General features: G+C 63.4%; 25 protein-coding genes. 18 read left to right on the top strand and 7 right to left on the bottom strand.

The features are described 5' to 3' along the window. Positions 1-10: 10 nt before the first annotated feature. The 5 genes from JCM7686_RS07690 to cobU form a co-directional block, all read right to left on the bottom strand. Complete coding sequence (locus tag JCM7686_RS07690; RefSeq protein ID WP_084621144.1) at positions 11-1,981, bottom strand: TRAP transporter large permease; 1,971 nt, start codon at positions 1,979-1,981, stop codon at positions 11-13. Next, a complete protein-coding gene (locus tag JCM7686_RS07695) occupies positions 1,981-2,691 on the bottom strand; it encodes a TRAP transporter small permease subunit (RefSeq protein WP_020950289.1) in 711 nt (236 codons plus the stop codon). The genes JCM7686_RS07690 and JCM7686_RS07695 overlap by 1 nt, the downstream gene beginning before the upstream one ends. A 121-nt stretch (positions 2,692-2,812) precedes the next feature. After that, the gene (gene cobS, locus JCM7686_RS07700; protein ID WP_020950290.1) at positions 2,813-3,589 is read right to left on the bottom strand and encodes an adenosylcobinamide-GDP ribazoletransferase; all 777 of its coding nucleotides are present in this window, start codon (positions 3,587-3,589) and stop codon (positions 2,813-2,815) included. After that, positions 3,582-4,541 (bottom strand): nicotinate-nucleotide--dimethylbenzimidazole phosphoribosyltransferase, encoded by a 960-nt coding sequence (cobT, locus tag JCM7686_RS07705; protein ID WP_041527710.1) that lies wholly within the window; start codon positions 4,539-4,541, stop codon positions 3,582-3,584. The genes cobS and cobT overlap by 8 nt, the downstream gene beginning before the upstream one ends. After that, positions 4,528-5,055, bottom strand: a complete 528-nt coding sequence (gene cobU, locus JCM7686_RS07710; protein WP_020950292.1) for a bifunctional adenosylcobinamide kinase/adenosylcobinamide-phosphate guanylyltransferase — start codon at positions 5,053-5,055, stop codon at positions 4,528-4,530. Before cobU ends, cobT begins: the two co-directional genes overlap by 14 nt. A gap of 121 nt (positions 5,056-5,176) precedes the next feature. Here cobU and JCM7686_RS07715 point away from each other — a divergent pair, with 121 nt between their 5' ends. The 11 genes from JCM7686_RS07715 to mnhG all read left to right on the top strand — a co-directional run bounded on the left by JCM7686_RS07715 (position 5,177) and on the right by mnhG (position 16,968). Next, entirely contained in the window at positions 5,177-6,781 is a 1,605-nt protein-coding gene (locus tag JCM7686_RS07715; RefSeq protein WP_020950293.1) for a peptide ABC transporter substrate-binding protein, read from the top strand. 72 nt (positions 6,782-6,853) lie between these two features. Next, complete coding sequence (gene oppB, locus JCM7686_RS07720) at positions 6,854-7,771, top strand: oligopeptide ABC transporter permease OppB (RefSeq protein ID WP_020950294.1); 918 nt, start codon at positions 6,854-6,856, stop codon at positions 7,769-7,771. A 10-nt stretch (positions 7,772-7,781) separates the two neighbouring features. Next, positions 7,782-8,705: an ABC transporter permease subunit gene (locus tag JCM7686_RS07725; RefSeq protein ID WP_041527711.1), complete on the top strand. Its 924-nt coding sequence runs from the start codon at positions 7,782-7,784 to the stop codon at positions 8,703-8,705. A gap of 1 nt (position 8,706) precedes the next feature. Further along, positions 8,707-9,732 carry an oligopeptide/dipeptide ABC transporter ATP-binding protein gene (locus JCM7686_RS07730; protein ID WP_020950296.1) on the top strand — a complete coding sequence of 342 codons (1,026 nt, stop codon included), beginning with the start codon at positions 8,707-8,709 and terminating at the stop codon, positions 9,730-9,732. After that, a complete protein-coding gene (locus JCM7686_RS07735; RefSeq protein WP_020950297.1) occupies positions 9,722-10,792 on the top strand; it encodes an oligopeptide/dipeptide ABC transporter ATP-binding protein in 1,071 nt (356 codons plus the stop codon). The genes JCM7686_RS07730 and JCM7686_RS07735 overlap by 11 nt, the downstream gene beginning before the upstream one ends. A 115-nt stretch (positions 10,793-10,907) precedes the next feature. Then, complete coding sequence (locus tag JCM7686_RS07740) at positions 10,908-13,820, top strand: monovalent cation/H+ antiporter subunit A (RefSeq protein WP_020950298.1); 2,913 nt, start codon at positions 10,908-10,910, stop codon at positions 13,818-13,820. Then, positions 13,820-14,164 (top strand): Na+/H+ antiporter subunit C, encoded by a 345-nt coding sequence (locus JCM7686_RS07745; RefSeq protein WP_020950299.1) that lies wholly within the window; start codon positions 13,820-13,822, stop codon positions 14,162-14,164. Before JCM7686_RS07740 ends, JCM7686_RS07745 begins: the two co-directional genes overlap by 1 nt. Then, on the top strand, positions 14,161-15,828 hold the full coding sequence (locus JCM7686_RS07750) for a monovalent cation/H+ antiporter subunit D (protein WP_020950300.1): 1,668 nt from the start codon (positions 14,161-14,163) through the stop codon (positions 15,826-15,828). The genes JCM7686_RS07745 and JCM7686_RS07750 overlap by 4 nt, the downstream gene beginning before the upstream one ends. After that, on the top strand, positions 15,828-16,316 hold the full coding sequence (locus JCM7686_RS07755; protein ID WP_020950301.1) for a Na+/H+ antiporter subunit E: 489 nt from the start codon (positions 15,828-15,830) through the stop codon (positions 16,314-16,316). The genes JCM7686_RS07750 and JCM7686_RS07755 overlap by 1 nt, the downstream gene beginning before the upstream one ends. Then, positions 16,313-16,597: a K+/H+ antiporter subunit F gene (locus JCM7686_RS07760; RefSeq protein WP_020950302.1), complete on the top strand. Its 285-nt coding sequence runs from the start codon at positions 16,313-16,315 to the stop codon at positions 16,595-16,597. The genes JCM7686_RS07755 and JCM7686_RS07760 overlap by 4 nt, the downstream gene beginning before the upstream one ends. Next, on the top strand, positions 16,594-16,968 hold the full coding sequence (mnhG, locus tag JCM7686_RS07765; protein ID WP_020950303.1) for a monovalent cation/H(+) antiporter subunit G: 375 nt from the start codon (positions 16,594-16,596) through the stop codon (positions 16,966-16,968). Before JCM7686_RS07760 ends, mnhG begins: the two co-directional genes overlap by 4 nt. Positions 16,969-17,038: 70 nt before the next feature. Here the strand turns inward: mnhG and aroB are convergent, their stop codons facing one another. Together aroB and JCM7686_RS07775 are read right to left on the bottom strand one after the other, a co-directional pair. After that, entirely contained in the window at positions 17,039-18,190 is a 1,152-nt protein-coding gene (gene aroB / locus JCM7686_RS07770; RefSeq protein ID WP_020950304.1) for a 3-dehydroquinate synthase, read from the bottom strand. Further along, complete coding sequence (locus JCM7686_RS07775) at positions 18,187-18,723, bottom strand: shikimate kinase (RefSeq protein ID WP_020950305.1); 537 nt, start codon at positions 18,721-18,723, stop codon at positions 18,187-18,189. The genes aroB and JCM7686_RS07775 overlap by 4 nt, the downstream gene beginning before the upstream one ends. Before the next feature lie 131 nt (positions 18,724-18,854). Here JCM7686_RS07775 and JCM7686_RS07780 point away from each other — a divergent pair, with 131 nt between their 5' ends. From JCM7686_RS07780 to accB, 7 genes are all read left to right on the top strand, one after another. Beyond that, positions 18,855-19,115, top strand: coding sequence for a hypothetical protein (locus tag JCM7686_RS07780; protein WP_020950306.1), 261 nt, complete (start codon positions 18,855-18,857; stop codon positions 19,113-19,115). Beyond that, positions 19,102-20,706: a coiled-coil domain-containing protein gene (locus JCM7686_RS07785; RefSeq protein WP_051201634.1), complete on the top strand. Its 1,605-nt coding sequence runs from the start codon at positions 19,102-19,104 to the stop codon at positions 20,704-20,706. Before JCM7686_RS07780 ends, JCM7686_RS07785 begins: the two co-directional genes overlap by 14 nt. 24 nt (positions 20,707-20,730) lie before the next feature. After that, a complete protein-coding gene (locus tag JCM7686_RS07790) occupies positions 20,731-21,798 on the top strand; it encodes a tyrosine recombinase (RefSeq protein WP_020950308.1) in 1,068 nt (355 codons plus the stop codon). 72 nt (positions 21,799-21,870) lie between these two features. Next, on the top strand, positions 21,871-23,898 hold the full coding sequence (tkt, locus tag JCM7686_RS07795) for a transketolase (protein WP_020950309.1): 2,028 nt from the start codon (positions 21,871-21,873) through the stop codon (positions 23,896-23,898). A gap of 111 nt (positions 23,899-24,009) precedes the next feature. Beyond that, positions 24,010-24,936 (top strand): DMT family transporter, encoded by a 927-nt coding sequence (locus JCM7686_RS07800; protein WP_020950310.1) that lies wholly within the window; start codon positions 24,010-24,012, stop codon positions 24,934-24,936. Beyond that, entirely contained in the window at positions 24,933-25,829 is an 897-nt protein-coding gene (locus JCM7686_RS07805) for a lysophospholipid acyltransferase family protein (protein WP_020950311.1), read from the top strand. The genes JCM7686_RS07800 and JCM7686_RS07805 overlap by 4 nt, the downstream gene beginning before the upstream one ends. Before the next feature lie 95 nt (positions 25,830-25,924). Next, positions 25,925-26,440, top strand: a complete 516-nt coding sequence (accB, locus tag JCM7686_RS07810) for an acetyl-CoA carboxylase biotin carboxyl carrier protein (protein ID WP_020950312.1) — start codon at positions 25,925-25,927, stop codon at positions 26,438-26,440. The last annotated feature ends 3 nt before the right edge of the window (positions 26,441-26,443 follow it).

A 26,443-nucleotide genomic window follows, 5' to 3' on the forward strand; every position in this document is an offset into this window, starting at 1 on the left:
GGGGACGCGCTCAGTTCAGCGCGCCGTCCATACCCGGAGGCGTGCCGAGGCCGGGAAGACTGTTCGCCCCCGAGACCGGCTTTTCGGCCCCCGCAGCGGGCTGGCCGAGGCTCTCTTCAAGGCCCGGCGGCGCGCCAAGGCCCGGCAGGCTGTTCGCGCCGGGGATCGCCGGGGTTGCCGGAGCCTCTGGCGCGGGGGCAAGCCCCGGAAGCGGGGCCAGCCCCGGCAAGCTCTCGGTTCCTGCGGGCGCGGGTGCGAGACCGGGCAGCGGGGCGAGGCCCGGCAGGCCGCCGACACCGCCACCGGTCTCCGACCCGGTCGGCGCGGGCGCAAGCGGCGCCACACCGCCAAGTGGCGGCAGTGAATTGCCGAGGTCCGGCAGCTCGAAGCTCACCTCGGCACCGGGGGTCGCATGGGCGGTCTTATTGCCGGTCACCAGCGTCGGGAACAGCACAACGATCACCGCCATCAGCAATTGCAGCAACATGAAGGGGATCGCGCCGAGATAGATCTGGCCCGAGGTCACGCCCTCGATGGTCTGGCCGGTCACCGGATCGCGATAGGCGCGCTTGGGCGCGACCGAGCGCAGGAAATGCAGCGAGAAGCCGAAGGGCGGATGCATGAACGAAGTCTGCATGACGATCCCAAGGATCACGCCGAACCAGACCAGATCTATCCCGATCGCCTTGGCCGGGGCCACGAGCAGCGGGATGACGATAAAGGCAAGCTCGAAGTAATCGAGGAAGAAGGCCAGGAAGAAGACCAGCGCCGCCACGAAGATGACAAAGCCCATCTCGCCGCCCGGCAGGCTGACCAGAAGATGCTCGATCCACAGATGCCCGTTCACGCCGTAGAAGGTCAGCGAGAACACGCGCGCGCCCATCATGATGAACATGACGAAGGCCGAAAGGCGCGTCGTGCTTTGCAGCGCCTGTCTCAGCAGATCAAGGTTGAGGCGTTTCTTGATGATGGCGAGGACCAAAGCCCCGGCTGCCCCCATCGCGCCGCCCTCGGTCGGCGTGGCGAGGCCGAAGAAGATCGTGCCGAGAACCAGAAAGATCAGCGTCAGCGGCGGGATCAGAACGATCACCACCTGCTGGGCCAGACGCGACATCAGCCCGATCTTCAGATGCTTGTCCAGAAGCGCGACGATATAGGCAAAGACCGCACCGGCGATCAGCCCGATCATATCGGCATTGGCGCCCCAGCTCGGCTCAAGCCAGCGATAGGTGCCATAGGTGACGCCTGCGGTCAGCAGGAAGACCACCAGAAGCGAGGTCACGCCATGGCCAAGCGTGCGCGCCTCTTTCGGCAAAGCCGGGACGAGCGAGGGCTTGAAGATCGAGAGCAGGAAGACAAAGAGGATATAGCTCGCGGTCAGCATCAGCGAGGGCAGAAGCGCGCCCTGATACATCGTGCCGACATCGACCTGAAGCTGGTCGGCCAGAACGATCAGCACGAGCGAGGGCGGCACGATCTGCGCCAAGGTCCCCGAGGCTGCGATGACGCCGGTCGCGACGCGCCGGTCATAGCCGTAGCGCAGCATGATCGGCAGCGAGATCAGCCCCATCGCGATCACCGAGGCCGCAACGACGCCGGTGGTGGCTGCAAGCAGCACGCCGACAAGGATCACCGCATAAGCAAGCCCGCCCCGGATCGGGCCGAAGAGCTGGCCGATCGTGTCGAGAAGATCCTCGGCCATCCCCGATTTTTCAAGGATGATGCCCATGAAGGTGAAGAAGGGGATCGCAAGGAAGGTCTCGTTCGAGAACTGCGTCCACATCCGGTTCGGCAGCGTGCCGAGGAAGTTCCAATCGAGCGAGATCGTCCCACCCGACAGCGGCGCGAGCTCGACCCCGATCAGGAAGAAGAAGAGCCCGTTTGCAGCCAGCGAGAAGGCGACGGGATAGCCCATCAGCAAAAAGGCGATGAGCGACAGGAACATGATCGGCGCCATGTTCTGCGCGATAAGCTCCATAATCATTCTTGGTCTCTCGTCTTTTCTTGGGAGGGCATCCGGCCCGCATCAGGCAAACTGGCATCTAGCAAATTGACATCAGGCAGGGGCACGAAGAGCTTCGTCTTCATGTCGCGCGCAATCGCTTCGGCTTCGGCGTCAAGCGCCTCGTGCTGCGAGAGCCCCGCGCCGATATCAGGCAGCTTGCCCGACAGCACCGCGATGCGCTTGATGATCTCGGAAATCGCCTGAGCCAGCAGCAGGGCAAAGCCCACAAGCAGCATGGCCTTGGCGGGCCAGATCACCAGACCGCCGGCATTGGTCGACATCTCATGCGAGCGGAACGAGCGCATGACCCACGGGTAAAGATACCAGACCATCAGCGTGACGAAAGGCAGCAGGAAGAAGATATGACCGAAGAGGTCGATCCAGTTCTGCGTACGCCGCGACCAACGCGAATAGATCAGGTCGATCCGGATATGCTCGTTTTGCAAAAACGTATAGGCGGCAGCCCCCATGAAGGCGGCGCCAAAGAGATACCATTGCATCTCAAGCCAGGCGTTGGTCTTGTAATATTGCGCAAACCCCGTATCGATCCACAGCCATGAAGCCTTGCGGATGATCGCATTGACGGCGCTGATCAGGATTGCAGCGAGAATGAACCAGCTGACCGCGCGACCGACGATGGTAGTCAGCCGGTCAATGGCGCGGGAAAGGGCCAAGAGCCCGTCCATCGGAACCCCCTTGTATATCGTTTGAATTCCGCGCCCCGGCTCACTTTGGGCAAAGCCGGGAGGGGAGCGGAATTGTTGCAAAAAATGGTGAACGTGCCATACGTTCGATCCAGTTGAGATTCTACAGCTTTTCGGCCATGGCGGCCACAAGCGCCAACAAGGCGCCGACCTCTCCGCTTTGCTGGATCGCGCCGAAAACATCCCCGGTCGCGCCGCCAAGTTTCTGATATGCCATGCGTTTGACATAAAGCTGTGCGAAGGCGCAGCCGAAAATCACCGCGAGAAATGGCCATAGACCCGGCCATGCCCCCGAAAGTGACGCGACGGCACAAAGCGCTAGCGCGCTTGTCTGGGCCAGAACAACCCCCATGGCGTTAGGCTGGCCGGCGGATTTGCCAAGCCCGTCGGTGCGTGCAGGTTTCATCAGCGCCATCGCCGTGACCATGCCCGCGCGCGATAGCGCCGGGATTACCAGAAGGGCTGCCACAGCGGCGACGGGAGCAAGGCTTGCCAAGGCCGCCACCCGCAAAGCCGTCACCAGCCCAAGCGTCAGCGCGCCATAAGAGCCGATGCGGGAATCGCGCATGATCTCGAGCCGTCGTGCGGGGTCGCGCCCGCCCAGACCGTCTGCCAGATCGGCCAACCCGTCCTCATGAAGCCCGCCCGTGAGCCAGATCTGCACCCCGACCGCCAGAAGCGCGGCCAACACCGGCGTCAGGCCAAGCCAGAGCGCCACGCCATAAACCAGCCCCGCCCCCGCGCCGATCACCAGACCGACCAGCGGAAACGCCCAGGCCGCGCGCGCAAGCGGCGGCGGATGGGCGGGCAAGAACCGCCCCAGCGGCAGCCGGGTCAGCCAGACCAGCGCCAGAACCGCCTCGGCCAAGGCGTTACGCACCAATTCCCGCCTCGGCGAAAGTGGCCATGCCGTTGTGGCATTCGAGCGCGGCGCGCAAAAGCATCAGCGCAACCGCCGCGCCGCTGCCCTCGCCCAGCCGCATATCGAGCGCCACGACCGGCTCTTTGCGCAAAGCGGCGACAAGGCGGTGATGCCCGGGCTCGGCGCTCAGATGGCCGATCAGGCAATGATCGAGCGCAGTCGCATCGTCACGCAGCAAGACGGCGGCCGCGGCCGAGCAGATGAAACCGTCGAGGATGACCGGAAGGCCAAGCGCGCGGGCGCGCTGCACCGCGCCGCAGATCGCCGCCTGTTCGCGCCCGCCGAAAGCGGCCAGCGTGTCGCGCGTCGTCCGCACGCCCCGGTGACGGGCAAGCCCCTCATCGACGACCCCGGCCTTCCGCGCGAGGCCGTCCGCATCCGAGCCGGTGCCCGGTCCGACCCAATCGCGCCCGGTGCCGCCAAACGTCGCGGCGGCCAGAGCGGCAGCGATGGTCGAATTGCCGATCCCCATTTCGCCCAAGACCAGCACGTCGGCCTTGCGATCAACTGCGGCGGCGCCGCGCGCCATCGCGGCCTCGACCTCGGCCAAGCTCATCGCAGGACCGGCGGTGAAATCGGAGGTCGGCTGGTCAAGATCCAGCGCCACGACCGAAAGCTCCGCCCCGGCAATCCGGCAGATCTGGTTGATCGCGGCCCCGCCCGCCTCGAAATTCCGCACCATCAGCGCGGTGACCTCTTGCGGGAAAGGATTGACGCCGCGCATGCAAATGCCGTGATTTCCGGCGAAAACCACCGCCTGCGCCCGCTCGATCCGAGGATCGGGCCGACCCTGCCAGCCCGCCATGAATTCGGCGAGGCTTTCGAAACGGCCAAGTGAGCCCGGCGGTTTGGTAAGCTGCATCTGGCGTGCGCGCGCCTCGCGGGCGGCGGTTTCGTTAAATTCGGCCAAAATCATGCTCCTGCGGTTTCAGCCGTAGCGGCAGACCGCTGACAGCCATCCAGACCTCATCCGCGATTTCGGCCACGGCTTGGTTCATCCAACCGTGTTCATCGCGAAAGCGTCTGGCGAGTTTGTTGTCGGGGACAATGCCCAGCCCAAGCTCATTGGTCACGAGCACCACCGGAGAGGCCTGCGCGGCGAGGACATGGCAGAGCGCCGCGACATCGGCGCGCCCTTCCAGATTGGCGAGCCACAGCGTCAGGCAATCGACCAGCCGCACCCCCTGCCCGTCGCTTCGCACCAAGGCGCCGGCAAGATCGCGCGGCTCTTCGATCGTCGTCCAGCCCGCGCCGCGACGGTCGCGATGCAGCCCGATACGCTGCGTCATTTCCTCGTCGAAAGGCTCGGCCGTGGCGATATAGATCGCCGGTCCCCCAAGCCGCGCAACCAGCTTTTCTGCAAGCACGGACTTACCCGAGCGCGCGCCGCCGGTCACAAGATGAATACGGTTCTTCTGTCCCATGGGGCGGTTTTCCCATGAACGCGGCGCAGTTGGAACCCCGCATGACGCTTGCCGGATTTGTCCGATTAGGTCAATTCTAAGAGAGTGCAATTCGTATCCCCACCGAAGTGGAGAAGACCTCATGCAAAAACTTTTCCTGACCACGGCGCTTTTCTGCGCGCTCGCCGCCCCGAGCTTCGCGGCAAAGCCCGCCGAGGGCGAAAAGCTGGCCGACAAGCAAGAGCTGAATTACTGGCTGCTTGACGCGCTGAAAACGCTCGACCCCGGCAAGAACACCGACCGTGAGGGCTCTGATGCCCTACGCCAGCTTTTTGAAGGTTTGATGAACGAGGACCTTCACGGCGCGGTGGTTCCGGGCGTTGCCGAGAGCTATGAGGTCAGCGACGACAAGAAGACCTACACCTTCCATCTGCGCGACGCGAAATGGTCGAATGGCGATCCGGTCACGGCCAATGACTTCGTCTATGCATGGCGCCGCGTCGCCGATCCGGCGACGGCCAGCGAATATGCCTGGTTTCTGGAGCTGATGAATGTCGAAAATGCCAGTGCCGTGGTCAAGGCCGAGAAAAAGCCCGATGAGCTTGGCGTCAAGGCGCTGGATGATAAGACGCTTGAGGTCAAGCTGACCGCCGCGACCCCCTACTTCCTTAAGACTCTGGCTCATCCCGCGACCTTCCCGGTGCCGCAAAAGGTGATCGAGGCCGAGGGCGACAAATGGACTCAGGCCGGAAAGCTCGTGAGCAACGGCGCTTATAAGCTCGACCGCCATGATCTGGGCGTGCAGGCGGTGATGAGCAAGAATGACAATTACTGGGATGCGGCGAATACCGTTCTGACCACCCTGCGCTTCGTCACGGTGAACGACCAGAACATCGGCCTGACGCGCTATCTGGCCGGAGAGCTCGACTGGATGGACCGCACCCCGGCGGGGCAGTTCCCGCGGCTTCAGAAGGAATATCCCGATCAGGCGGTCTCGGTGCCGGATGCCTGCTCTTACGCCTATCTCTTCAATCTGTCCGATAAGGGCCCGAAAGAGCTCAAGGATTTGCGCGTGCGTCAGGCTTTGTCCTATGCCGTCGATCGCGACATCATTGTCGACAAGGTGCTGCAGGGCGGCCAGAAACCGGCCTATTGGTGGACCCATTGGGCGGTCGAAGGCTTCCAGAAGCCCGATATCGAAATGGGGAAATGGACTCAGGCCGAGCGTGTCGAAAAGGCGAAGGCACTTCTCAAGGAAGCCGGATACGGTCCTGAAAATCCGTTGAAAATCACCATTCAGTATAACACCTCGGACGACCACAAGAAACTTGCCGTCGCCGTCCAGCAGTTCTGGAAACAGATCGGCGTTCAGGCCGAGCTTGCGAATTATGAATGGAAGGTTCACACCGACCGGCTGCAAAATCAGGACTTCCAGGTCGCTCGCTATGCCTGGTGCGCCGATTACAACGAGCCCTCGACCTTCCTCGATTATTTCCGCACCGGCGGCTATAACAACGGCAAATGGTCAAATGCCGAATATGACAAGCTGCTCGAAGAAGCAAAGACCGCCGCCGACACCGGCCCGATCTACAAAAAGGCCGAAGAGGTGCTGATCGGCGATATGGCTCTGGTCCCGGTCTATCACTATTCCAAACCGATGATGATCAAGCCCGATCTGCGCGGCTGGCCCAAGGACAATGTGATGAACGACTGGTACGCCAAGGATATGTATCGGGTCGCGCCCTAAGCCTGTTCACGGGCTGGCCCTTCGGGGCCGCCCTTTCCGGTTTGTCCGGCACCTTGCCTTGGGAACCTGTACATGTTCGGTTTCATTTTGCGGCGTCTTTCCATCGCCATTCCGACCCTGCTTTTATTGATCCTTGTTTCATTTCTTCTGATGCATGCCGCGCCCGGCGGGCCGTTCACGCAAGAGCGCCAGTTGCCGCAGCAGGTGCTCGACAATCTCAATGCGAAATATGGGCTGAATGATCCGCTCTGGATGCAGGTCGGCAGCTATATCTGGGGAATCGTTGCGCATTTCGACTTCGGGCCAAGCTTCGTCTATCCTGACCGCAGCGTGAACCAGATCATTGCCGCGGGTTTCCCGGTGACGCTGACCTATGGCGCGATTGCCTTTGTGCTGGCGGTGGTCGTGGGCGTCGCCTTGGGCACGGTCGCCGCGATCCGGCACAACAGCTGGCTCGATTACCTGGCGGTAGGCACCTCGATCACCGCGCAGGTTCTGCCGAATTTCGTCATGGCGCCGCTTCTCGTGCTGGTCTTCACGCTGTGGCTCGGCTGGCTGCCCGGAGGCGGCTGGGGCGGGCCGATTTACTGGATCATGCCGGTGATCGCCATGTCGACGAGCTTCATGGCCTCGATCGCGCGGATCACGCGGTCCTCGATGCTGGAAGTGCTCAGCTCGAACCACATCCGCACCGCCCGCGCCAAGGGGCTCTCGGAGCGCAAGGTCATCCTGCGCCATGCGCTCAAACCCGCGCTTTTGCCGGTGATTTCCTATCTCGGCCCGGCGTTTGTGTCGATGGTGACGGGCTCGGTGGTGATCGACATGTATTTCTCGACCGGAGGGATCGGGCGCAGCTTCGTCGATTCCGCGCTCAACCGCGATTACGCGGTGATGATGGGGATCACCATCCTTGTCGGGGCGCTGACCATTCTGTTTTCGCTGATTGTCGATGTGCTTTATGCATGGATCGACCCCAAGATCAGGTATTGATGCTATGACCATGATCGATCAACAGAAAATGAAGGGCTTCGCCGAGCGCATGGCGGGCGCCGAGGTCAAGGGCCGCAGCCCATGGGCCGATGCAAGGCGTCGCTTTCGCCGCAACAAGGCGGCCATGGTCGGGCTGGTCATCCTGATCCTCGTCGGGCTTTTTGCGATCTTCGGCAGCTATCTGGCGACCTGGTCGAATGAGGAAATGGATTTCTCGATCATGGGACAGGCGGCCGAGCTTGGCGCGCCCAGTTGGTCGAGCGGGCATTATTTCGGCACCGACAATCTCGGCCGCGATCTCTATTCACGCACGGTTCAGGGCACGCAGGTCTCGCTTCTGGTCGGGCTGATCGGCGCCGCGATCGCGGTCGTGGTCGGCACGCTTTACGGCGCAGTCGCGGGCTATGCCGGTGGGCGCGTCGACACGATCATGATGCGCCTTGTCGATGTGCTTCTGGCCATTCCTTACATGTTCGTCCTCATCCTGCTTTTGGTGATGTTCGGGCGGTCGATGTCGATGCTCTTTTTGGGCATCGGGCTGATCTCGTGGCTGGAAATGTCAAGAATCGTTCGAGGTCAGACGCTTACGCTGAAGAACCGAGAATTTATCGAGGCCGCGCGCGCCACGGGCGTGCCCGCTTGGAGGATCATCCTGCGCCATATCGTGCCGAACCTTCTGGGTGTCGTCGCGGTCTATGCCACGCTTTTGGTGCCGCTGATGATCCTGTCGGAAAGCTTCATCAGCTTTCTCGGCCTTGGCGTGCAGGAGCCTCTGACCTCATGGGGCGCGCTGATTTCTGAGGGCGCGGGGACGATGAATTACGGCACGCTCTGGCAGCTCCTCTTCCCGCTTTTCTTCTTCTGCATCACGCTTTTCGCCTTCTTCTTCGTTGGCGACGGGCTGCGCGATGCGCTTGATCCGAAGGACCGCTGACATGCTTTTAGAGGTCAAGGACCTGAATGTCCGCTTTCGCACCACCGATGGCGAGGTCAGCGCGGTCAATGGCATCGACCTGACGCTCGACCGGGGCGAGACGCTTGGCATCGTCGGCGAAAGCGGCTCTGGCAAAAGCCAGTTCGCATTTTCGATCATGGGGCTTTTGGCCAAGAACGGACGGGCGAGCGGTTCTGTCCGCTTTGACGGGCGCGAGATCCTGAATGCGCCGATCAAGGAGCTGAACAAGATCCGCGCCGAAAAGATCGCCATGGTCTTTCAAGACCCGATGACCAGCCTCAACCCCTATATGCGGGTCTCGGACCAGATGGCCGAGGTCTTGATGCTGCACAAGGGCATGGGCAAGGCACAGGCGGTCGCCGAAAGCGTGCAGATGCTCGATGCGGTCAAGATCCCCGATGCCAAGGGCCGGATCCGACTTTATCCGCATGAATTCTCGGGCGGGATGCGCCAGCGGGTGATGATCGCCATGTCGCTGCTCTGCCGGCCCGAGCTTTTGATCGCCGATGAGCCGACCACCGCGCTCGATGTGACGGTTCAAGCGCAGATTATGGAGCTTCTCGCCGATCTCCAGCGCGAATTCGGCATGGCGATGATCCTGATCACCCATGATCTCGGCGTGGTCGCGGGCTCGTGCGAGCGGGTTGTGGTGATGTATGGCGGCCGCATGATGGAGAAGGGTCCGACCGATCCGATCTTCGCCGCGCCGTCCCACCCCTATACGCAGGGGCTTTTGGCCGCGATCCCGCGCATCGACCAGAAGGGCGAAGAGCTCTCGGCGATCCCGGGCAGCCCGCCCAATATGACCGCGCCGCCGCCGGGCTGTCCCTTCGCGCCGCGCTGCGGTTTCGAGATGGAGATCTGCACGCGCGAGATGCCGCCGCTTCTGCCCTTCGGCACCGCGCGCGCCCGCGCCTGTCATTCCCCGATCGCCAATGTCTGGGCGGGACCGATCGTGAAGCCCGAGACGGCCGCGCTCGCAGAGGAGGCCGACCATGCCCATTGACCGGCCCCAGAGCGCCCCGCTGCTGTCGGTGCGCGATTTGCGTGTCACTTTCGCCGTCCGCCGCGATGGCGATCTGCCTTGGACGAAGCCGCATCTTCTGCAAGCGGTCGGCGGGGTCGATTTCGATCTGATGCCCGGGCAGACGCTTGGCATCGTCGGCGAAAGCGGCTCTGGCAAATCGACGCTGGCACGGGCGCTGATCGGCCTTGTTTCGGCAACCGGGACGGCAAGATGGGGTGACGGCACCAATCTGATCGGTCTCTCGCCCCGAAAAATGCTGAAATATCGTGGGGATATTCAGATGATCTTCCAAGATCCTCTGGCCAGTCTCAACCCGCGTATGACCGTGGGCCAGATCATCGCCGAGCCCCTGACCACGCATCACCCCGAGCTTGGCCGCGCCGAGGTCAAGTCGCGTGTCAAGGATATGATGGATCGGGTCGGGCTTTTGCCCAACCAGATCAATCGCTATCCGCATGAGTTCTCTGGCGGGCAATGCCAGCGCATCGGCATCGCCCGGGCGCTGATCGTGCGCCCGAAGCTCATTATCTGCGATGAGCCGGTTTCGGCGCTGGATGTCTCGATCCAGGCGCAGGTCATCAATCTTCTGGCCGAGCTCCAGCGCGATCTTGGCCTTGCCCTGATCTTCATCGCCCACGACCTCTCGGTGGTGAAGCATATCAGCAACCGGGTGCTGGTGATGTATCTCGGCCGGGTCATGGAGATCGCCGAGGCCGAGGCGCTTTATGACCGCCCCGAGCACCCCTATACGCAGGCGCTTTTGTCCGCCGTCCCGATCCCCGACCCGGTGCGCGAGCGCGCCAAGTTGGTCGTGCCCCTGCGCGGAGAGCTGCCCTCGCCAATGGCACCGCCCTCGGGCTGCGTCTTTCGCACCCGCTGCCCGCGCGCGCAGGAGCTTTGCGCCCGCGAGCGTCCCGCGCTTCATGGACCCGATCACCACCTGACCGCCTGCCATTTCCCCGGACCGCTCACGCCAGAGGAGATCGGGTTGCGTCCCATGGTCGCAGCCCCGGCCCCGGCCCTGACCGGATCCATGTAAAGTGGGCGTTATTTCGGCCCCTTTCGGTATGATTTTCCACCGTCCGAGGTTGTGACCCTGGGGGGAGTGCGACTATGATCGCGCCAACATATACAAAAATCTAAAAAGGACGCGGATGGTCGGGCAGAACCTGTTGATCATGCTTGTGGCCCTGCCGTTTCTTGCGGCGGGCGCAGCAGCCACCCTTCCCAGCACAGCACGCAATGCCGAGGCGTGGATCTCTGGCTTGACCATGCTGGCCATGCTGGGAATTCTTGCAGTGATCCGGCCCGAGGTCGCGGATGGTGGCAAGGTCATCTCCACGATCACCTGGGTCGATGCGCTTGGGTTGAACCTCAAGTTCCGCATCGACGGCTTTTCCTGGCTGATGATGGTTCTGGTCTCGGGGATCGGCCTTCTGGTCGTGCTCTATGCCCGCTACTACATGAGCCCCGAAGACCCGATCGCGCGCTTTTTCTCTAGCCTGATGGCCTTTGCCGGGGCGATGAGCGGCGTGATTTTGTCGGGCAATATCATCATGCTGGTCGTCTTCTGGGAGATGACGAGCCTGACCTCCTTCCTGCTGATCGGCTATTGGCACCACCGTCAGGACGCGCGCGACGGCGCGCGCATGGCACTGATCGTCACCGGCGCGGGCGGGATCTGCCTGCTTTTGTCGATGATCCTTCTGGGCCAGATCGTCGGGAGCTATGATCTCGAAACGGTTCTGAATTCGGGACCGGTGATTCGCGCCCATCCGCTTTATCTGCCGGTGCTTGGCCTCTTCCTGATGGGTGCCTTCACCAAATCGGCGCAGTTCCCCTTCCAGTTCTGGTTGCCGAATGCGATGGCCGCGCCAACGCCGGTGTCGTCCTATCTGCATTCCGCGACCATGGTGAAGGCCGGGGTCTTCCTGCTCGTCCGTTTCGAGCCCGCGCTTGGCGGCACCGATGTCTGGTTCCAGGTCGTCACCGGGATCGGGATGCTGACCCTGCTGATCGGCGCAGTGGCCGCCCTTTTCCAGCACGATCTCAAGGGCCTGCTGGCCTATTCGACGATCAGCCATCTTGGTCTGATCACGGCGCTGGCCGGGATCGGCAGCCCCGATGCGATTGTCGCCGCGATCTTCCACATCGTGAACCATGCGGTCTTCAAGGCCTCGCTCTTCATGACCGCCGGGATCATCGACCACGAGACCGGCACGCGCGACATGCGCAAGCTCTCGGGGATTGCGCGCTATATGCCGGTGACAGCGACGCTGGCGATCATCGCCTCGGGGGCAATGGCCGGGGTGCCGCTGCTCAACGGGTTCCTTTCGAAGGAGATGTTCTTCGAGGCGACCTCGATGTGGAACAACGGCAGCTTCCTCGACAATGCCCTGCCTTATGTCGCGACTTTGGCCGGGGCCTTCAGCGTCGCCTATTCGCTGCGCTTCATCGTCTCGGTCTTCTTTGGCCCTCCCGCCAAGGCACTGCCGAAGCTCCCGCACGAGCCGCCCGCGCTGATGCGCTGGCCGGTGATCGTGCTGGTGGTGATCTGCCTCGCCGTCGGCATCCTGCCGGCCGCGACCCTTGGCCCCGCGCTGCATGACGCGGCCTATGCGGTTCTTGGCGCGGATCTACCCTATTACAGCCTCAAGATCTGGCATGGCGTCAATGTCGCGCTGATCATGAGCATTATCGCCATGGCCGTGGGCGTCGTGATCTATCTGCTTGGCCGCAATCAGATCGAGCGCGGCCCTGAGGGCCCGCCGCTGATGCGTCATCTGCGCGGCGCCGAGATCTATGACAAGGTGCTCTCGGTTCTGACCATTCGTCTGCCGAAGCAACTTTTGCAGATCACCCGCGCCTCCGGGCTGCAAGCGCAGCTGCGGATCATGGTGCTTCTGACGCTGCTGGCGGGCTGGCTGGCGCTTCTGCCGCTGAGCTGGAACATCTCGATGCCCGAGATCGCGTTGCGCGAAACCATTTTCGGGCTTTTGTGGATCGTCGGCGCGATCTGCGCGATCGGCGCGGCCTGGCAGGCGCATTACTACCGCTTTGCCGCGCTGATCCTGCTTGGCGGCGCGGGTCTTGTGACCTGCGCGACCTTCGTCTGGCTGTCGGCACCTGATCTTGCGGTGACCCAGCTTCTGGTCGAGATCGTCACGACGGTGCTGCTTCTCCTTGGCATGCGCTGGCTGCCCAAACGCGACCCGAGCATTCCGCGCGATCAAAGCCTGCGCGCCAAGTTCCGGCGCCGCTCGGATCTGCTGATCGCGATTGCCTGCGGCGCAGGCATGACCGCGATTTCCTTCGCGATCCTGATGACGACGCCGCGCAGCTCGATTGGCGACTGGTTCCTGCGCCATTCCTATTCGGAAGGCGGCGGCACCAATGTCGTGAACGTCATTCTGGTCGATTTCCGCGCCTTCGACACATTCGGCGAGATCACGGTTCTGGCCGCGGTGGCGCTGACCTGTTTCGCGCTGCTGCGCCGCTTCCGGCCCTCGTTTGAAAGCGTCGAGCCGCCATCGCCGCAGCGCGAGCAAAATGCCTCGACGCTTTATAACTACCTCTATGTGCCGCAAATCCTGATGCAATGGCTCTTTGCGCCGATCATCCTGATGTCGGCCTATCTCTTCTTCCGCGGCCATGACCTGCCGGGCGGCGGTTTTGCCGCCGGGGTGACGCTGGCGATCGGGCTTTTGCTGCAATATCTTGCGGCGGATGTGCGTTGGGTCGAGGCGCGGCTGATCGTCCTGCCGGTGCGCTGGATCGCGGTCGGCCTGACCATCGCCACGCTGACCGGCGCTGGAGCCTGGATCTTTGGCTATCCGTTCCTCTCGGCCCATGCGCAATATATCGACGTGCCGGTCATCGGGAAGGTGCCCTTCTCGACGGCGATGGGCTTTGACCTCGGGGTCTTCTCGCTGGTGGTTGGAGCCATCGTGCTGATGCAGATCGCGATTGCTCACCAATCCATGCGGATCGGGCCTCGCAAACGGGAATCGGCGGAAACCGAAGAGCTCGAAAAGCTCGAAGAGAAGCTTGAAGAGGAGGCGCTCTGATGGAACTCATCCTGTCACTCGCCATTGGCGTTCTGGTCGGATCGGGGGTCTGGCTGATCCTGCGCCCCCGCACCTTCCAGCTGATCGTCGGGCTGTGCCTGCTGGCTTACGGCGTCAATCTCTTCATCTTCGCGATGGGCCGCCTTTACATCGGCGCCGCGCCGATCATGCCCAAAGGCGGCTTTGTCGACCCGACCACCTACGCCGATCCGCTGCCTCAGGCTCTGGTCCTGACGGCCATCGTCATCAGCTTCGCGACGACCGCGCTCTTTCTGGTCGTCATGATTGCCGCCCGCGGTGCCACCGGCACTGACCATGTCGACGGAAAAGAACGCGATCAATGACCCCGGAAACCTATGTCCCCAGCCATCTGCTGATCGCGCCGCTTCTGATCCCGATCGTCGCGGGCGCCTTGATGCTGTTTTACGACGACAAGCTGCGCAAGATTAAGCTCGGCATCGGCCTCGCGGCGATCGTGGCGCTGTTCTTCGTCTCGCTTGAGCTGATTTCCCGGGTCAAGGGTGATGCTCTGGGCGGCGGCGAGACCATCGTTGCGACCTATCTTCTCGGCGATTGGCCGGTGCCGATTGGCATCGTGCTGGTCGTTGACCGGCTCTCGGCCATGATGGTGATGCTGACGACCCTGATCGCGGCCCCGGCGCTGATCTATGCCGCCGCCGGTTGGCAGGGCAAAGGCCAGCATTTCCACACGCTTTTCCAGCTTTTGCTCGCCGGGGTGATTGGCGCTTTCCTGACCGGAGACCTCTTTAACCTCTTCGTCTTCTTCGAGGTGATGCTGGCGGCCTCTTACGGTCTGATGCTGCATGGATCGGGCCCCGAGCGGATCAAGCAGGGCCTTCATTACATCGCGATCAACCTGGCCGCTTCGCTGCTTTTCCTGATCGGCGCGGCTTTGGCCTATGGCACGACCGGCACGCTCAACATGGCGGATATGTCGCGCGTCGTGCCGCTTCTGGATCCGGCGCAGCGCATGATGTTCCATGCTGCGGCCGCCTTCCTCGGGCTGGCGTTCCTCACCAAAGCGGCGATCTGGCCGTTGTGCTTCTGGCTACCTTCGACCTATGCCGCAGCCTCGCCGCCTGCCGCCGCGAGCTTTGCGATTATGACCAAGGTCGGGCTTTATGTGCTCTTGCGGCTGGCGACGCTGCTCTTTGGCCATGATGCCGGGATCTCGGCAGGCTTTGGCGGGCCGGTGCTTATTCTGGGCGGGATGGCCACGATTGCTTACGGCATGTTCGGCGTGCTCGGCGCGCAAGGCGTCGCGATCAAGGGCGGCTATATCGCGCTGATTTCCTCGGGAACGGTGCTGAGTGCGGTCGGAATTTCGCTGATCGGCGGCGGCACCGAGATCCTCTCTGGTGCGCTGTTCTATCTCATCGGCTCGACCGTGGCGATCAGCGCCTACTTCCTTCTGGCCGAGCCGGTCGGGCGCGGCTGGGAGGGCAAAGGCGAGGATGACACCCAAGGCCCCGATCCCGTGGCCGAGCGGTGGGCGCCGATGATGGGCACGGTCGAGGACGAAACCGCGCCTGCGTCGGATCGCACCGCACCTTGGTCGGCGCTTGGCTTTTCCTTCGCGCTGATCGCGGCGATCCTTGCCGGCCTGCCACCCTTTCCGGGCTTCATCGGCAAGGTCGCGATGCTGTCGGGAGCCTTCCACGACAACACCAGCGCAAGCGGCGCAATCCCGACCATTCTCTGGGTCTATGCGGCTTTGCTGATCTTGTCGGGCTTTGCTGTCCTCGTCTCGCTCGTGCGGCTGGGGATCCGGCGGTTCTGGGCCTCTGGCAAACCGCCCGAGCGGATGCTGGCACTAGAGATCGTGCCGGTCTTCCTGATCCTCGCCATGTTGGTCTTGCAAACCGTCAAGGCCGGGCCGCTCTTGAACTATACCCATGCCACGGCGCTCGATCTGGCCGCGCCCGCGGTCTATCGCAATGCGGTGCTCTCTGCCCCGGTTGTCGCCGATAGCGGAGGGTCGCATTGATGAGCCGGTATCTTCCCCATCCGATCCTCTCCGTCGCGCTTGTCCTGATGTGGATGGTGTTGACGCGGTTTTCGCTTGGCAACCTGATCCTCGGCGGCGGTATCGCGACGCTGGCGGGCTGGGTGGTGAGCCGCCTGCGCCCGAAACGCGTCGTCGTCGGCAGCTGGAGCGCGATTTTCAAGCTCGCCGGGATCGTCGGCTATGACATCCTGAAATCGAATATCGAGGTTGCGAAGCTGATCATCGCGGGCACGCGCCGCTCGGATCGCATCGCGGGCTTTCTCCATATTCACCTGCGTCTGACCGATCGCAACGCGCTGGCGCTTTTGTCGATCATCATCACCTCGACCCCCGGCACAGCTTGGGTCGAATATGACCCGGAAGAGGGGCTGCTGCTGCTGCATATCCTTGACCTGCGCGAAAGCCAGGATTGGCAGGTCATTATCCGCGACCGCTACGAAAGCCTGCTGATGGAGATTTTCGAATGACCGCCGCAAGCTTTTTGCATTTTGCACTGACCTATGCCCAGCTTTGCCTGATCCTGGCTTTTGCCTTGGCCTCGTGGCGGATGCTCAAGGGCCCGCGCGCGCAGGATCGCGTGTTGGCGCTGGACACGATGTATGTCGATGCCATGCTGCTGTTTCTTGTGATCGGGATCGGCAATGGCAATCTCTTCTTCTTCGAGGCCGCCGCCGTCATCGCCATTGTCGGCTTTGTCGCGACTGCCTCTTTGGCGAAATTCCTGATGCGCGGCGAGGTCATCGAATGAACGGCCATATCGAGACCCTGCCCGGCTGGGCAGCCATCCTGATCGCAGTCCTGCTGATCATCGGCGCCAGTCTGACGCTGCTCGGGAATATCGGGCTGATCCGTTTTCGCAGCTTCTACGAGCGACTTCATGCGCCGACGCTCGGGGCGAGCTGGGGGACGGCGTCGATCATCCTCAGCTCGATGCTGATGTTTTCGGTGCTGAACGGGCGGCTGATCATCCACGAGATCATCATCGGGATCTTCCTGCTGGTCACGACCCCGGTCACGATGATGCTGCTGGGCCGCGCGGCCTTGCGCCGCGATCGCAGCCGGGGGCTGGTCATCACCAATGAAAGCCGCGACCCCGATCCCGATACCAAGCAGCCCTGAGGGGACCGCGATCCGCAGCGTATGAAAAAGGGGCCTCTCGGCCCCTTTTTTGTTTCTCTCTCTAAGCGGCTTAAGCCCGCGATTGCGCCAGAACCGCGCGCAGCTGGCTTGGATCGACCGCATCGGTGACAAAGGCCTGACCAATGCCATGGGCCAGAATGAAGCGCAGCTTGCCGGCCTCGACCTTCTTGTCCTGCGCCATCAGCGCGATCAGCCCCTCGTCATCGGGCAGAGCCCCGGCGATATCGGCAATCCGCGTCGGCAGGCCCATTTTCGCAAAATGCGCCGCAACCCGCGACGGCGCCTCTTGCGCGCAAAGCCCTTGCCGGGCCGAAAGATCAAAGGCCAGCACGCAGCCGATCGCCACACCTTCGCCATGCAGCAGCCGGTCGGAATAGCCCGTCGCCGCCTCAAGCGCGTGGCCGAACGTATGGCCGAGGTTCAAAAGCGCGCGCTCGCCCTGCTCGGTCTCATCACGCTGGACGATCCCCGCCTTCATCGCGACCGAATGCCGCACCGCCTCGGCGCGGCGCACCGGGTCTGCGGCCAGTTCAGTCGCATTGGCTTCGAGCCATTCGAAGAAACGCTCGTCGCCCAGAAGCCCGTATTTCGCGACCTCGCCATAGCCTGCGCGGAAATCGCGCGGGGTCAGCGTGTCGAGGACGTCGATATCGGCGAGCACCAGCGAGGGTTGGTGAAAGGCGCCGATCAGGTTCTTGCCCTGCGGGCTGTTGATCCCGGTCTTGCCGCCAACCGAGCTGTCGACCTGCGCGAGAAGCGTCGTCGGGATCTGCACGAAGCGCACACCGCGCCGCAGGATCGCCGCAGCAAAGCCCGCGAGATCGCCGATCACACCGCCGCCGAAGGCGATGACCAGATCCTTGCGCTCGATCTTTTGCGAGATCAGCCATTCGACGGTTTCGCCAAGTTTGTCCCAGCGTTTCGTGGCCTCGCCCGCGGGCAGGATCAGCGCCTCGGCCTCGATCCCCGAAGCGGCGAGCGCAGCCTGCAACCGGGCAAGATGAAGCCCGGCCACGGTTTCATCGGTGACGATGGCGGCGCGGCGGCGACCGAAAAGCGCGGTAATGCGCGTGCCAGCATCCCCGATCAACCCGCGTCCGATGGCGACATCATAGCTGCGATCGCCCAGATCGACGTTAACCTGATCGGCTTGAACCTGATCGCGATGAGCCTGATCGCCCTGAACCGTGGTGGCAGTCATTTTTTCTCCAGAACTTCGGGGAAGGCCGCGCGGATCGCCTCGATCACCCGCATCGAGGTCTGCTCGACGGTATCGGGGCGCTGCGCGGTCACAGTCAGATCGGCCTCGGCATAGACCGGGCGGCGCTCGGCCAGAAGGCGTTCGAGCGTGCCTTTGGGATCGGCAGTCAACAAAAGCGGACGCGTCGGGCGCAGCTTGACGCGGTGCCAGAGGGTTTCGAGGTCGCAGTCAAGCCAGATCGAAATTCCCTTGCCCCGGATCAACTCGCGGTTCTGCGGCTGGATGAAGGCGCCGCCGCCGGTCGAGATGATGCTGGGCCGTCCCGAGAGCATCCGCGACAGCACCTCCGATTCGCGCGCGCGAAAGAAGGCTTCGCCGTCGCGGGCGAAGATCTCGGTGATCGACATGGTCGCGGCGCGCTCGATCTCGGCATCGGTGTCGATGAAGGGAACCTGCAATCTTTTGGCCAGATCGGTTCCGACGGCGGTCTTGCCCGCTCCCATCATTCCGATCAGCACGATATTGCGGCGCATTTCCGGTCCTTTGCCTTTTCTGACGATGCTGCGACTGAATGGCGTGATCTTTACCGGAATGCCATATATATTCCACACCGACCGGCGTAGAACCGGACAAGAAAAACACGAAGTGAGGCGAAGGACCTGTGATGCGGCTGCTTGGATTGATCGTTGTGCTTGTGGTGCTGGCTGTGGCCGGGCTGACGGGCTACGCCTATGTCGGCGATATGAAGGCAGATCCCAAGGAGATGCGCGTCCCGGTCGAGCTTGATCTCGGCAGCCCCGCCACCGACACACCTGCGGCTGTCACTCCGGCTGCGGCACCCGCCCCTGAGGCAGAGACCCCGGCCCCCGCGCCCGCCGCTCCGGCCAGCGACAACACCCAACCGGATGCGCATGACCTCGATTGACCCGAAAGTCTGGCTGATCGCCACGACGCTGGCGCTTTTGCCGCTGGAGCTGGCCGCACGTCCGCCTTTGTCGGCGAGCGACTGGCTGTCTGGCACCGTGCAAGAGCCTCAGCGCCAATCGGGCTGGCGCCCGGGCGACGCCAAACCCAAGGATGCCGCGAAGAAATCGCGCTCGGATCTGGCGAAATCGGGCTCGGTTGAGCCGGTCGGCGTGACCCGGCTTGGCGAAGGCAACCCCGATATCCGGGGCACGGTTTCGGCGCGCGCGGCGGGCCTGCCGGCCGATCTTTGGGGCGAAACCGACGCGGGCACGCTCGCGCAATTGGTGCGGGCGCAAAATCCCCATTTGCCAGCCTTGCGCCGTCTGCTGCGTCGGGTTCTGGCGGCGCGGCTTGACCCGCCGATGCTGACCGACAAATCGCAAGAGGGTGCGCTTTACCTCGCCCGCGTCGACAAATTGCTCGATATGGGGGCGACCGGCGCGGCGCAGGAGCTGCTCAATGCGGCTGGCCCCGGCGATCCGCAGCGCTTTCGCAGGCTGTTCGACATCGCGCTTCTGTCGGGCGACGAAGGCCGCGCCTGCGATACGATGGATGCGACGCCCGGCATTGCGCCCAGCTTTCAGGCGCGGATCTTCTGCCTCGCGCTTGGCGGCGATTGGGCGGCGGCCTCGCTGGTCCATTACGGTGCGGTGACCTTGGGCGAGATGGACCCCGAGACCTCGCAGCTTCTGGCCTCTTATCTCGATGACGGCTTTTCCGACACCAATGAAATCTTGCAGGTGCCGAAGACGGTCACGCCGCTGACCTATCGGCTGTTTGAAGCCATCGGCCAACCCCTGCCCTCTGCCAGCCTGCCGCTGGCCTTTGCCCTCTCCGATCTCGACGACAATGGCGGCTGGAAGGCCCAGCTTGACGCAGCCGAGCGGCTGGCGCGGGCGGGCGCAATCCCTGCCTCGCAGCTGCGCGAGATCTATGTGCTGCAAAAACCCGCTGCCTCGGGCGGGGTCTGGGATCGGGCCAAGGCGGTTCAGGCGCTGGAGGCCGCGCTGGCCGAGCGCGACAGCGCCAAGCTTGCCACCGCTCTGCCGACCGCTTTCGAGGCGATGCGTCAGGCCGGGCTGTTCTATTCCTTGGCCGATATGGTCGGGGCCGAAACCGCCGTGCTCGCGCCCTCGGGTCAGGCGGGGGTGATTGCCGCCTGGCTCGCGCTTGGCGCCGATCAGGCCCAGACCATCGAGCATCTGCCCACCGAAGCCTCGGATTTCGACCGCTGGCTCGTCGATTTTGCCAAGGGCAAAGCCGCGCCCCTGCCCGCCGACAGCGACAGCCAAAGCCAGAACCTCGTCTCGGCCTTTACCGGCACGCCCGCTCAGGGCGAGGACGAGACCGCGGCGGGCCTGATTGCCGCGAACCGCAAGGGCGAGGCGCTGTTGGCCGCGATTGCCGATGTCGATGCGGGCGCCGAAGGCGACAGTGCGCGCGCCGCACGGGGATTGCGGGTGCTGCGCGTGCTCGGTCAGCCCGATATCGCGCGCCAAGCCGCAATCGAGCTGATGCTCGCGCCCCGGATCGCGCGTCCGACGCCATGAGCTTCAAGCCGTGAGTTTCGCATCATGAGCCCCGCTTCTGCCCCGGCGGCCTCCGATTTTCGCCAGATCTCGGCCTTTCTCGATGCGCAGGCCGCCGAAGCCGGAGCCGCGCGCAATACGCTTTTGGCCTATGGCCGCGATCTCAAGGATTTCGTTGGTTGGCTGGCTGGACATGACGCCAGCCTTGCCAGCGTTTCCCGCGACCAGATCGAGGATTATCTGGCCTTTTGCGATGCGCAGGGCCTGTCGCGCGCAACCCGGGCGCGGCGTCTTTCGGCGATCCGCCAGATCACCCGCTTTGCCCAATCCGAGGGCTGGCGCGAAGATGATCCGGCGGTGCGCATTGCGGGCCCGGGTCGCGCCAAACGCCTGCCGCGCACGGTTGATCGCGATGAGGTCGGGCGGATGCTCGATGCTGTCACTCGGGTCGGCCGCTCTCCGAGCGAGCGGCTGCGCAATCTCACCCTGTTCGAGATGCTTTACGCAACCGGAATGCGCGTCAGCGAGCTTGTCAGCCTGCCGGTCGCGGCCTGTCGCGGTAATCCCGAACTGCTTCTGATCCGCGGCAAGGGCGGCAAAGAGCGGATCGTGCCGCTAAGCCCACCTGCCCGGCGCGCTCTGGTCGATTGGCTGGCATTGCGCGATCACGCGCCCGCCGAAAGCCCGCTGGCCAAGCTGATTGATGGCAAGGGCGCGCGCTGGCTCTTTCCCGCGCCCACCGCCGAGGGCCATATGACGCGGCAAGCCTTTCACGCGCTGATCGGCCAGATCGCGCTCGAGGCCGGGATCGACCCGACCCGGGTGTCGCCCCATGTCATCCGCCACGCTTTCGCCACCCATCTGCTGGAAGGCGGCGCCGATCTGCGCGCGATCCAGACCCTGCTTGGACATGCCGATCTCGGCACGACCGAGATCTATACCCATGTTCTGGATGAGCGCATGAAGGATCTGGTGCTCAACCACCATCCTTTGGCCCAGCCGAGACCCGCAGCCGATGGCGTCCCGGAACCGCCTGCGCAAACAGACGTGGATGCCGTGGAAATCCCCCGGATTCCCCATCAAGATCCCCCGACCCGGCCCCCCGAAAGGTGATGCTTTGGGTTGCAACCGGCAAGCGCCCTGCCTATCAGGGGGGCGCCGCCACAACTTTCATGGAAGACCGTCATGGACATCGCCGAACGCCGCAAGGCTGACCCCCAGCACTGGCGCCTTGCTACTGCCATTCGCGCATTGGCTATGGATGCCGTCGAAGCCGCCAATTCCGGTCACCCGGGGATGCCGATGGGCATGGCGGATGTCGCGACGGTTCTGTTCCGCAATCACCTGAAATTCGATGCCTCGGCGCCGAACTGGTTCGACCGCGACCGCTTCGTGCTCTCGGCGGGCCATGGCTCGATGTTGATCTATGCCTTGCTGCATCTGACCGGCTACGAGCAGATGAGCATCGAGCAGATCAAGAATTTCCGCCAATGGGGCTCGATCACTGCGGGCCATCCGGAATACGGCCATGCGGAAGGCGTCGAGACGACGACCGGCCCGCTCGGTCAAGGCATTGCCACCTCGGTCGGCATGGCCATCGCGGAAGAAGCGATGCGCGCCCAGTTCGGCGAAGAGCTTTGCACCCACAAGACCTGGGTCATCGCCGGGGACGGCTGTCTGATGGAAGGCATCAGCCAGGAGGCGATTGCGCTTGCAGGCAACCTCAAGCTGAAGAACCTGATCGTTCTTTGGGACAACAACGACATCACCATCGACGGCCGCGTCTCGATCTCGGATTCGACCAATCAGCACGAGCGTTTCGAGGCCTCGGGCTGGCGCGTTCTGGCCTGTGACGGCCATAATGCCGCCGACATCGACCGCGCGCTGACCGATGCCGCCTCGGGCAAGGATGACCGTCCGGTGCTCGTCGATTGCAAAACCATCATCGGTTTTGGCGCGCCGAAGAAACAGGACACGTCGGGCGCGCATGGCTCGCCGCTCGGGGCCGAGGAAATTGCCGCAGCCCGCGCCGCTTTCGGCTGGGACTATGCGCCCTTCGTGATCCCGGAAGATGTTGCCGCCGACTGGCGCGCGATTGGCGCGCGTGGCGCCGAGGCCCGTGCGGCCTGGAATGCCCGCGTCGATGCGCTGAACGGCCCGGCCCGTGACGAATTCGCCCGCCGCATCTCGGGTGAGATCAGCGAGAAGCTCGCCCCGGCACTGAACGCGCTCAAGGCGCAGAGCAGCGAAGCCCAGCCCAAAGTCGCGACCCGCAAGGCCAGCGAAATGGTGCTTGAGATCATCAACACCGAACTGCCCGAGACCATCGGCGGCTCGGCCGATCTCACCGGCTCGAACAACACCAAGACCAAGGGGATGGAGGTCTTTTCGCCCGCCAACCGCAAGGGTCGCTATGTCAACTACGGCATCCGTGAACACGGCATGGCGGCGGCGATGAACGGCATCTACCTCCATGGCGGGCTGCGCCCCTATGGCGGCACCTTCATGTCCTTCACCGATTACGCGCGCGGTGCGATGCGTCTGTCGGCGCTGATGGGCATTCCGGTCATCTATGTCATGACTCATGATTCGATCGGCCTTGGCGAAGACGGCCCGACCCACCAGCCGGTCGAGCATCTGGCCATGTTGCGCGCGACGCCGAACACCTGGGTCTTCCGGCCCTGCGACGTGATCGAGACCGCCGAGGCCTGGGATCTGGCGCTCGATACCGAAGAGACCCCCTCGGTCCTCGCTCTGTCGCGCCAGAACCTGCCGACGTTGCGCACCACCCATACCGAGGAAAACCTGACCGCACGCGGCGCCTATGTGCTGCGCGAGGCCAGCGCAGAAGCCAAGGTCATCTTGATGGCCACCGGCTCGGAAGTCGAGATTGCGGTCAATGCCCGCGAAGCTCTGGAAGCCCAAGGCATCCCGACCCGTGTCGTCTCGGTCCCCTCGATGGAGCTTTTCCGCGACCAGCCCGAAAGCTATCGCGCCGAGGTTCTGCCGGGCAAGACCGTGCGCATCGCGATTGAAGCCGCGGTCCGCATGCCCTGGGATTGGCTGCTGCTCGGCGAGCGCGGCTCGGAGAAGACTTCGGCCTTCGTCGGCATGACCGGCTTTGGCGCCTCGGCCCCCGCGCCGACGCTCTACAAAGAGTTCGGCATCACGGCCGAAGCCGTCACCGAACGCGCGAAAGCGCTTCTGGCCTAAGCCTTGCAGTTGCCGCAGATTTCTGCTGCAATGATTTGAAATCAAAGAAGAGCGCCGGTGCCAACAATGGCCCGGCGCTCTTTGTAACAAATACAGTAAAGGGACGTTCTCATGTCTGCGGTCGCGCGCGCGAAGTCGCTCTTCGGTCTTGGCACTCTGACCGGAGCGGAGAATCGCCGATCGATGCAGACACAGGGGATCATCCTGCTGCTGATCTCGATCTTCACCTTCACCTTGATGGATGCGACGGCGAAATATCTCGCCTCGCGTTATGATCCGGTCCAGATCGTCTGGGCGCGCTTCATCACCAATTTCGCCATTGTCATGCTGTTCATCGGGCCGCGGTTCGGACAGGTCATGCGCTCGAATGTGCCCAAGGTGCAGGTGCTGCGCGCAATCACCCAGCTTGGCTCGGTCGGGTTCTTCTTCACCTCGCTGGCCTATATCGGGCTGGCCGAGGCGACCGCGATCATGGATTGCAACCCGGTGCTGATCACGCTTGGCGCGGCGCTTTTTCTGGGCGAGCGCATCGGCCCGCGCCGCATCGCCGGGATCATTGTCGCGCTGATCGGGGCGATGATCATCATCCGGCCGGGCTCGGGCGTCTTTCAGCCTGCCGCGATCCTGCCGCTTCTGGGCGCCTTCAGCTATGCGGCGGGCGCGATCCTGACGCGGCTTGCCCGGGCGGATTCGACCGCGACCTCGATTCTGTGGACCGCGACGCTTGGCACCGTCGTCACCTCGGCGGTGGTGCCGTTTTTCTGGCAACCGATCCAGAGCGCGGACATCTGGGCCTTCCTGCTTCTCGGCCTCTTCGGCACCGTGGCGCAGGCACTGCTGATTCGCGCCTTTTCCATGGCCGAGGCGGCTGCGGTTGCGCCCTTCGGCTATACCGGGCTCGTCTGGGCCGGGGTTTGGGGCTGGCTGTTCTGGGGTAATCTGCCGGATCTCTGGACGGTGATTGGCGCGACTGTCGTGGTCTCTGCCGGGATCTATGTCTGGACAAAGGAGGCAGAGGCCATGAAGAAGGGCGCATGAGCACCGATCAGACCGATCCCGAAGAGAAACCGCCGCTGGCCGATCGGCTGGCCAATGCCGCCTTTCTGGGGCTGATGAAGCTGGTCAGGCCGCTCCCCTATGAAAAGCGCATCCCGACCGTCGGCTGGATCTTTTCCCATGTGCTCGGCCCGCTGGCGGGCTGGCGCAAGCGGATCCGGGTCAATCTGGCCATGGCGCGCCCGGATCTTGACGCGAGCGAGGTCAAGCGCCTGACCCGCGCCGTGCCCAACAACGCCGGGCGCGCGATTGGCGAGATCTATTCCGGCAAGGAGTTCACCCGCCGGATTGAGCAATCGGACCCGCTCTACGGCCCCGGCCTGCCCGCGCTGGAAGAGGCCGCGCGCAGCGGCCGCCCGGTCATTCTCGCCTGCGCTCATTTCGCCAATTACGATGCTTTCCGCGCGGCGCTTCACGCCAAGGGCTGGCCGGTCGGGGCGCTCTATCGCCCGATGAACAACGAGGCCTTCAACGAGCATTACATCCCCGCGATGCAGGCGATTGCCGAGCCGCTTTTCCCGCGTGGGCGCTCGGGTCTTGCCGCAATGCTGCGCTTTCTCAAGGGCGGCGGCTGGCTCGCGCTGGGGTTTGACCAATATGACCGCCACGGCGTCGAACTGAGCTTTTTCGGCCTGCCCACGAAAACCGTCCAGACCCCGGCCGAGCTGGCGATCCGTTATGATGCCTTGATCGTCCCGATCTCGGCGATCCGCCAAGCCGACGGTCTGAGCTTTCGCGTTCTCGTCGGCGAGCCGGTTCCGCATGGCGAGCCCGGCCAGATGATGCAAAGCCTCAATGACGATCTTGAGGCGCTGATCCGCCTGCATATGGAACAATGGTTGTGGATTCACCGGCGTTGGAAACAACTCAAATAAGGTAATGCCTTTTCCTCAGTCCGTCTTAGGGTCTATAAGGCAGCAAACCGCCGCGCGCTCAGAACGCGGCTCTTTGGATATTGGCAGAGGATCGCATGAGCAAAGATCACGAACAAAACGACACCCGCGGCTCGCACGAGGGCGATGTGTCCTTCATCCAGTCTCTGGCCGAGCTTCTGAATCGCAGTGAGTTGACCGAGCTTTCGGTGAAGCGTGAATACGGCGAAAACGACCGCCTGACCGTGACCCTGTCGAAACAGGCCAAGCAGGTTCTGGTTCAGGCCGCCCCGGTATCGGCAGCCCCGCAATTTGCCCCGGCCGCCGCCAGCGCCGCCGCTCCGGCTGCCCCCGCGGCCAGCGCCGATCCGGCCTCGCTGCCGGGCGCCGTGCCTTCGCCGATGGTCGGGACCGTCTATCTTGCCGCCGAGCCCGGCGCGACGCCCTTCGTCGCCATCGGCCAGCAGGTCAAGGAAGGCGATACGCTGCTGATCATCGAGGCCATGAAGACGATGAACCACATTCCGGCGCCGAAATCGGGCACGGTCCGCCGCATTCTCGTCGATGATGGCACGCCGGTCGAATTCGGCACGCCCCTGATGGTGGTCGAGTGATCC

The sequence above is a fragment of the Paracoccus aminophilus JCM 7686 genome (genome assembly GCF_000444995.1).
Taxonomy (GTDB): domain Bacteria; phylum Pseudomonadota; class Alphaproteobacteria; order Rhodobacterales; family Rhodobacteraceae; genus Paracoccus; species Paracoccus aminophilus.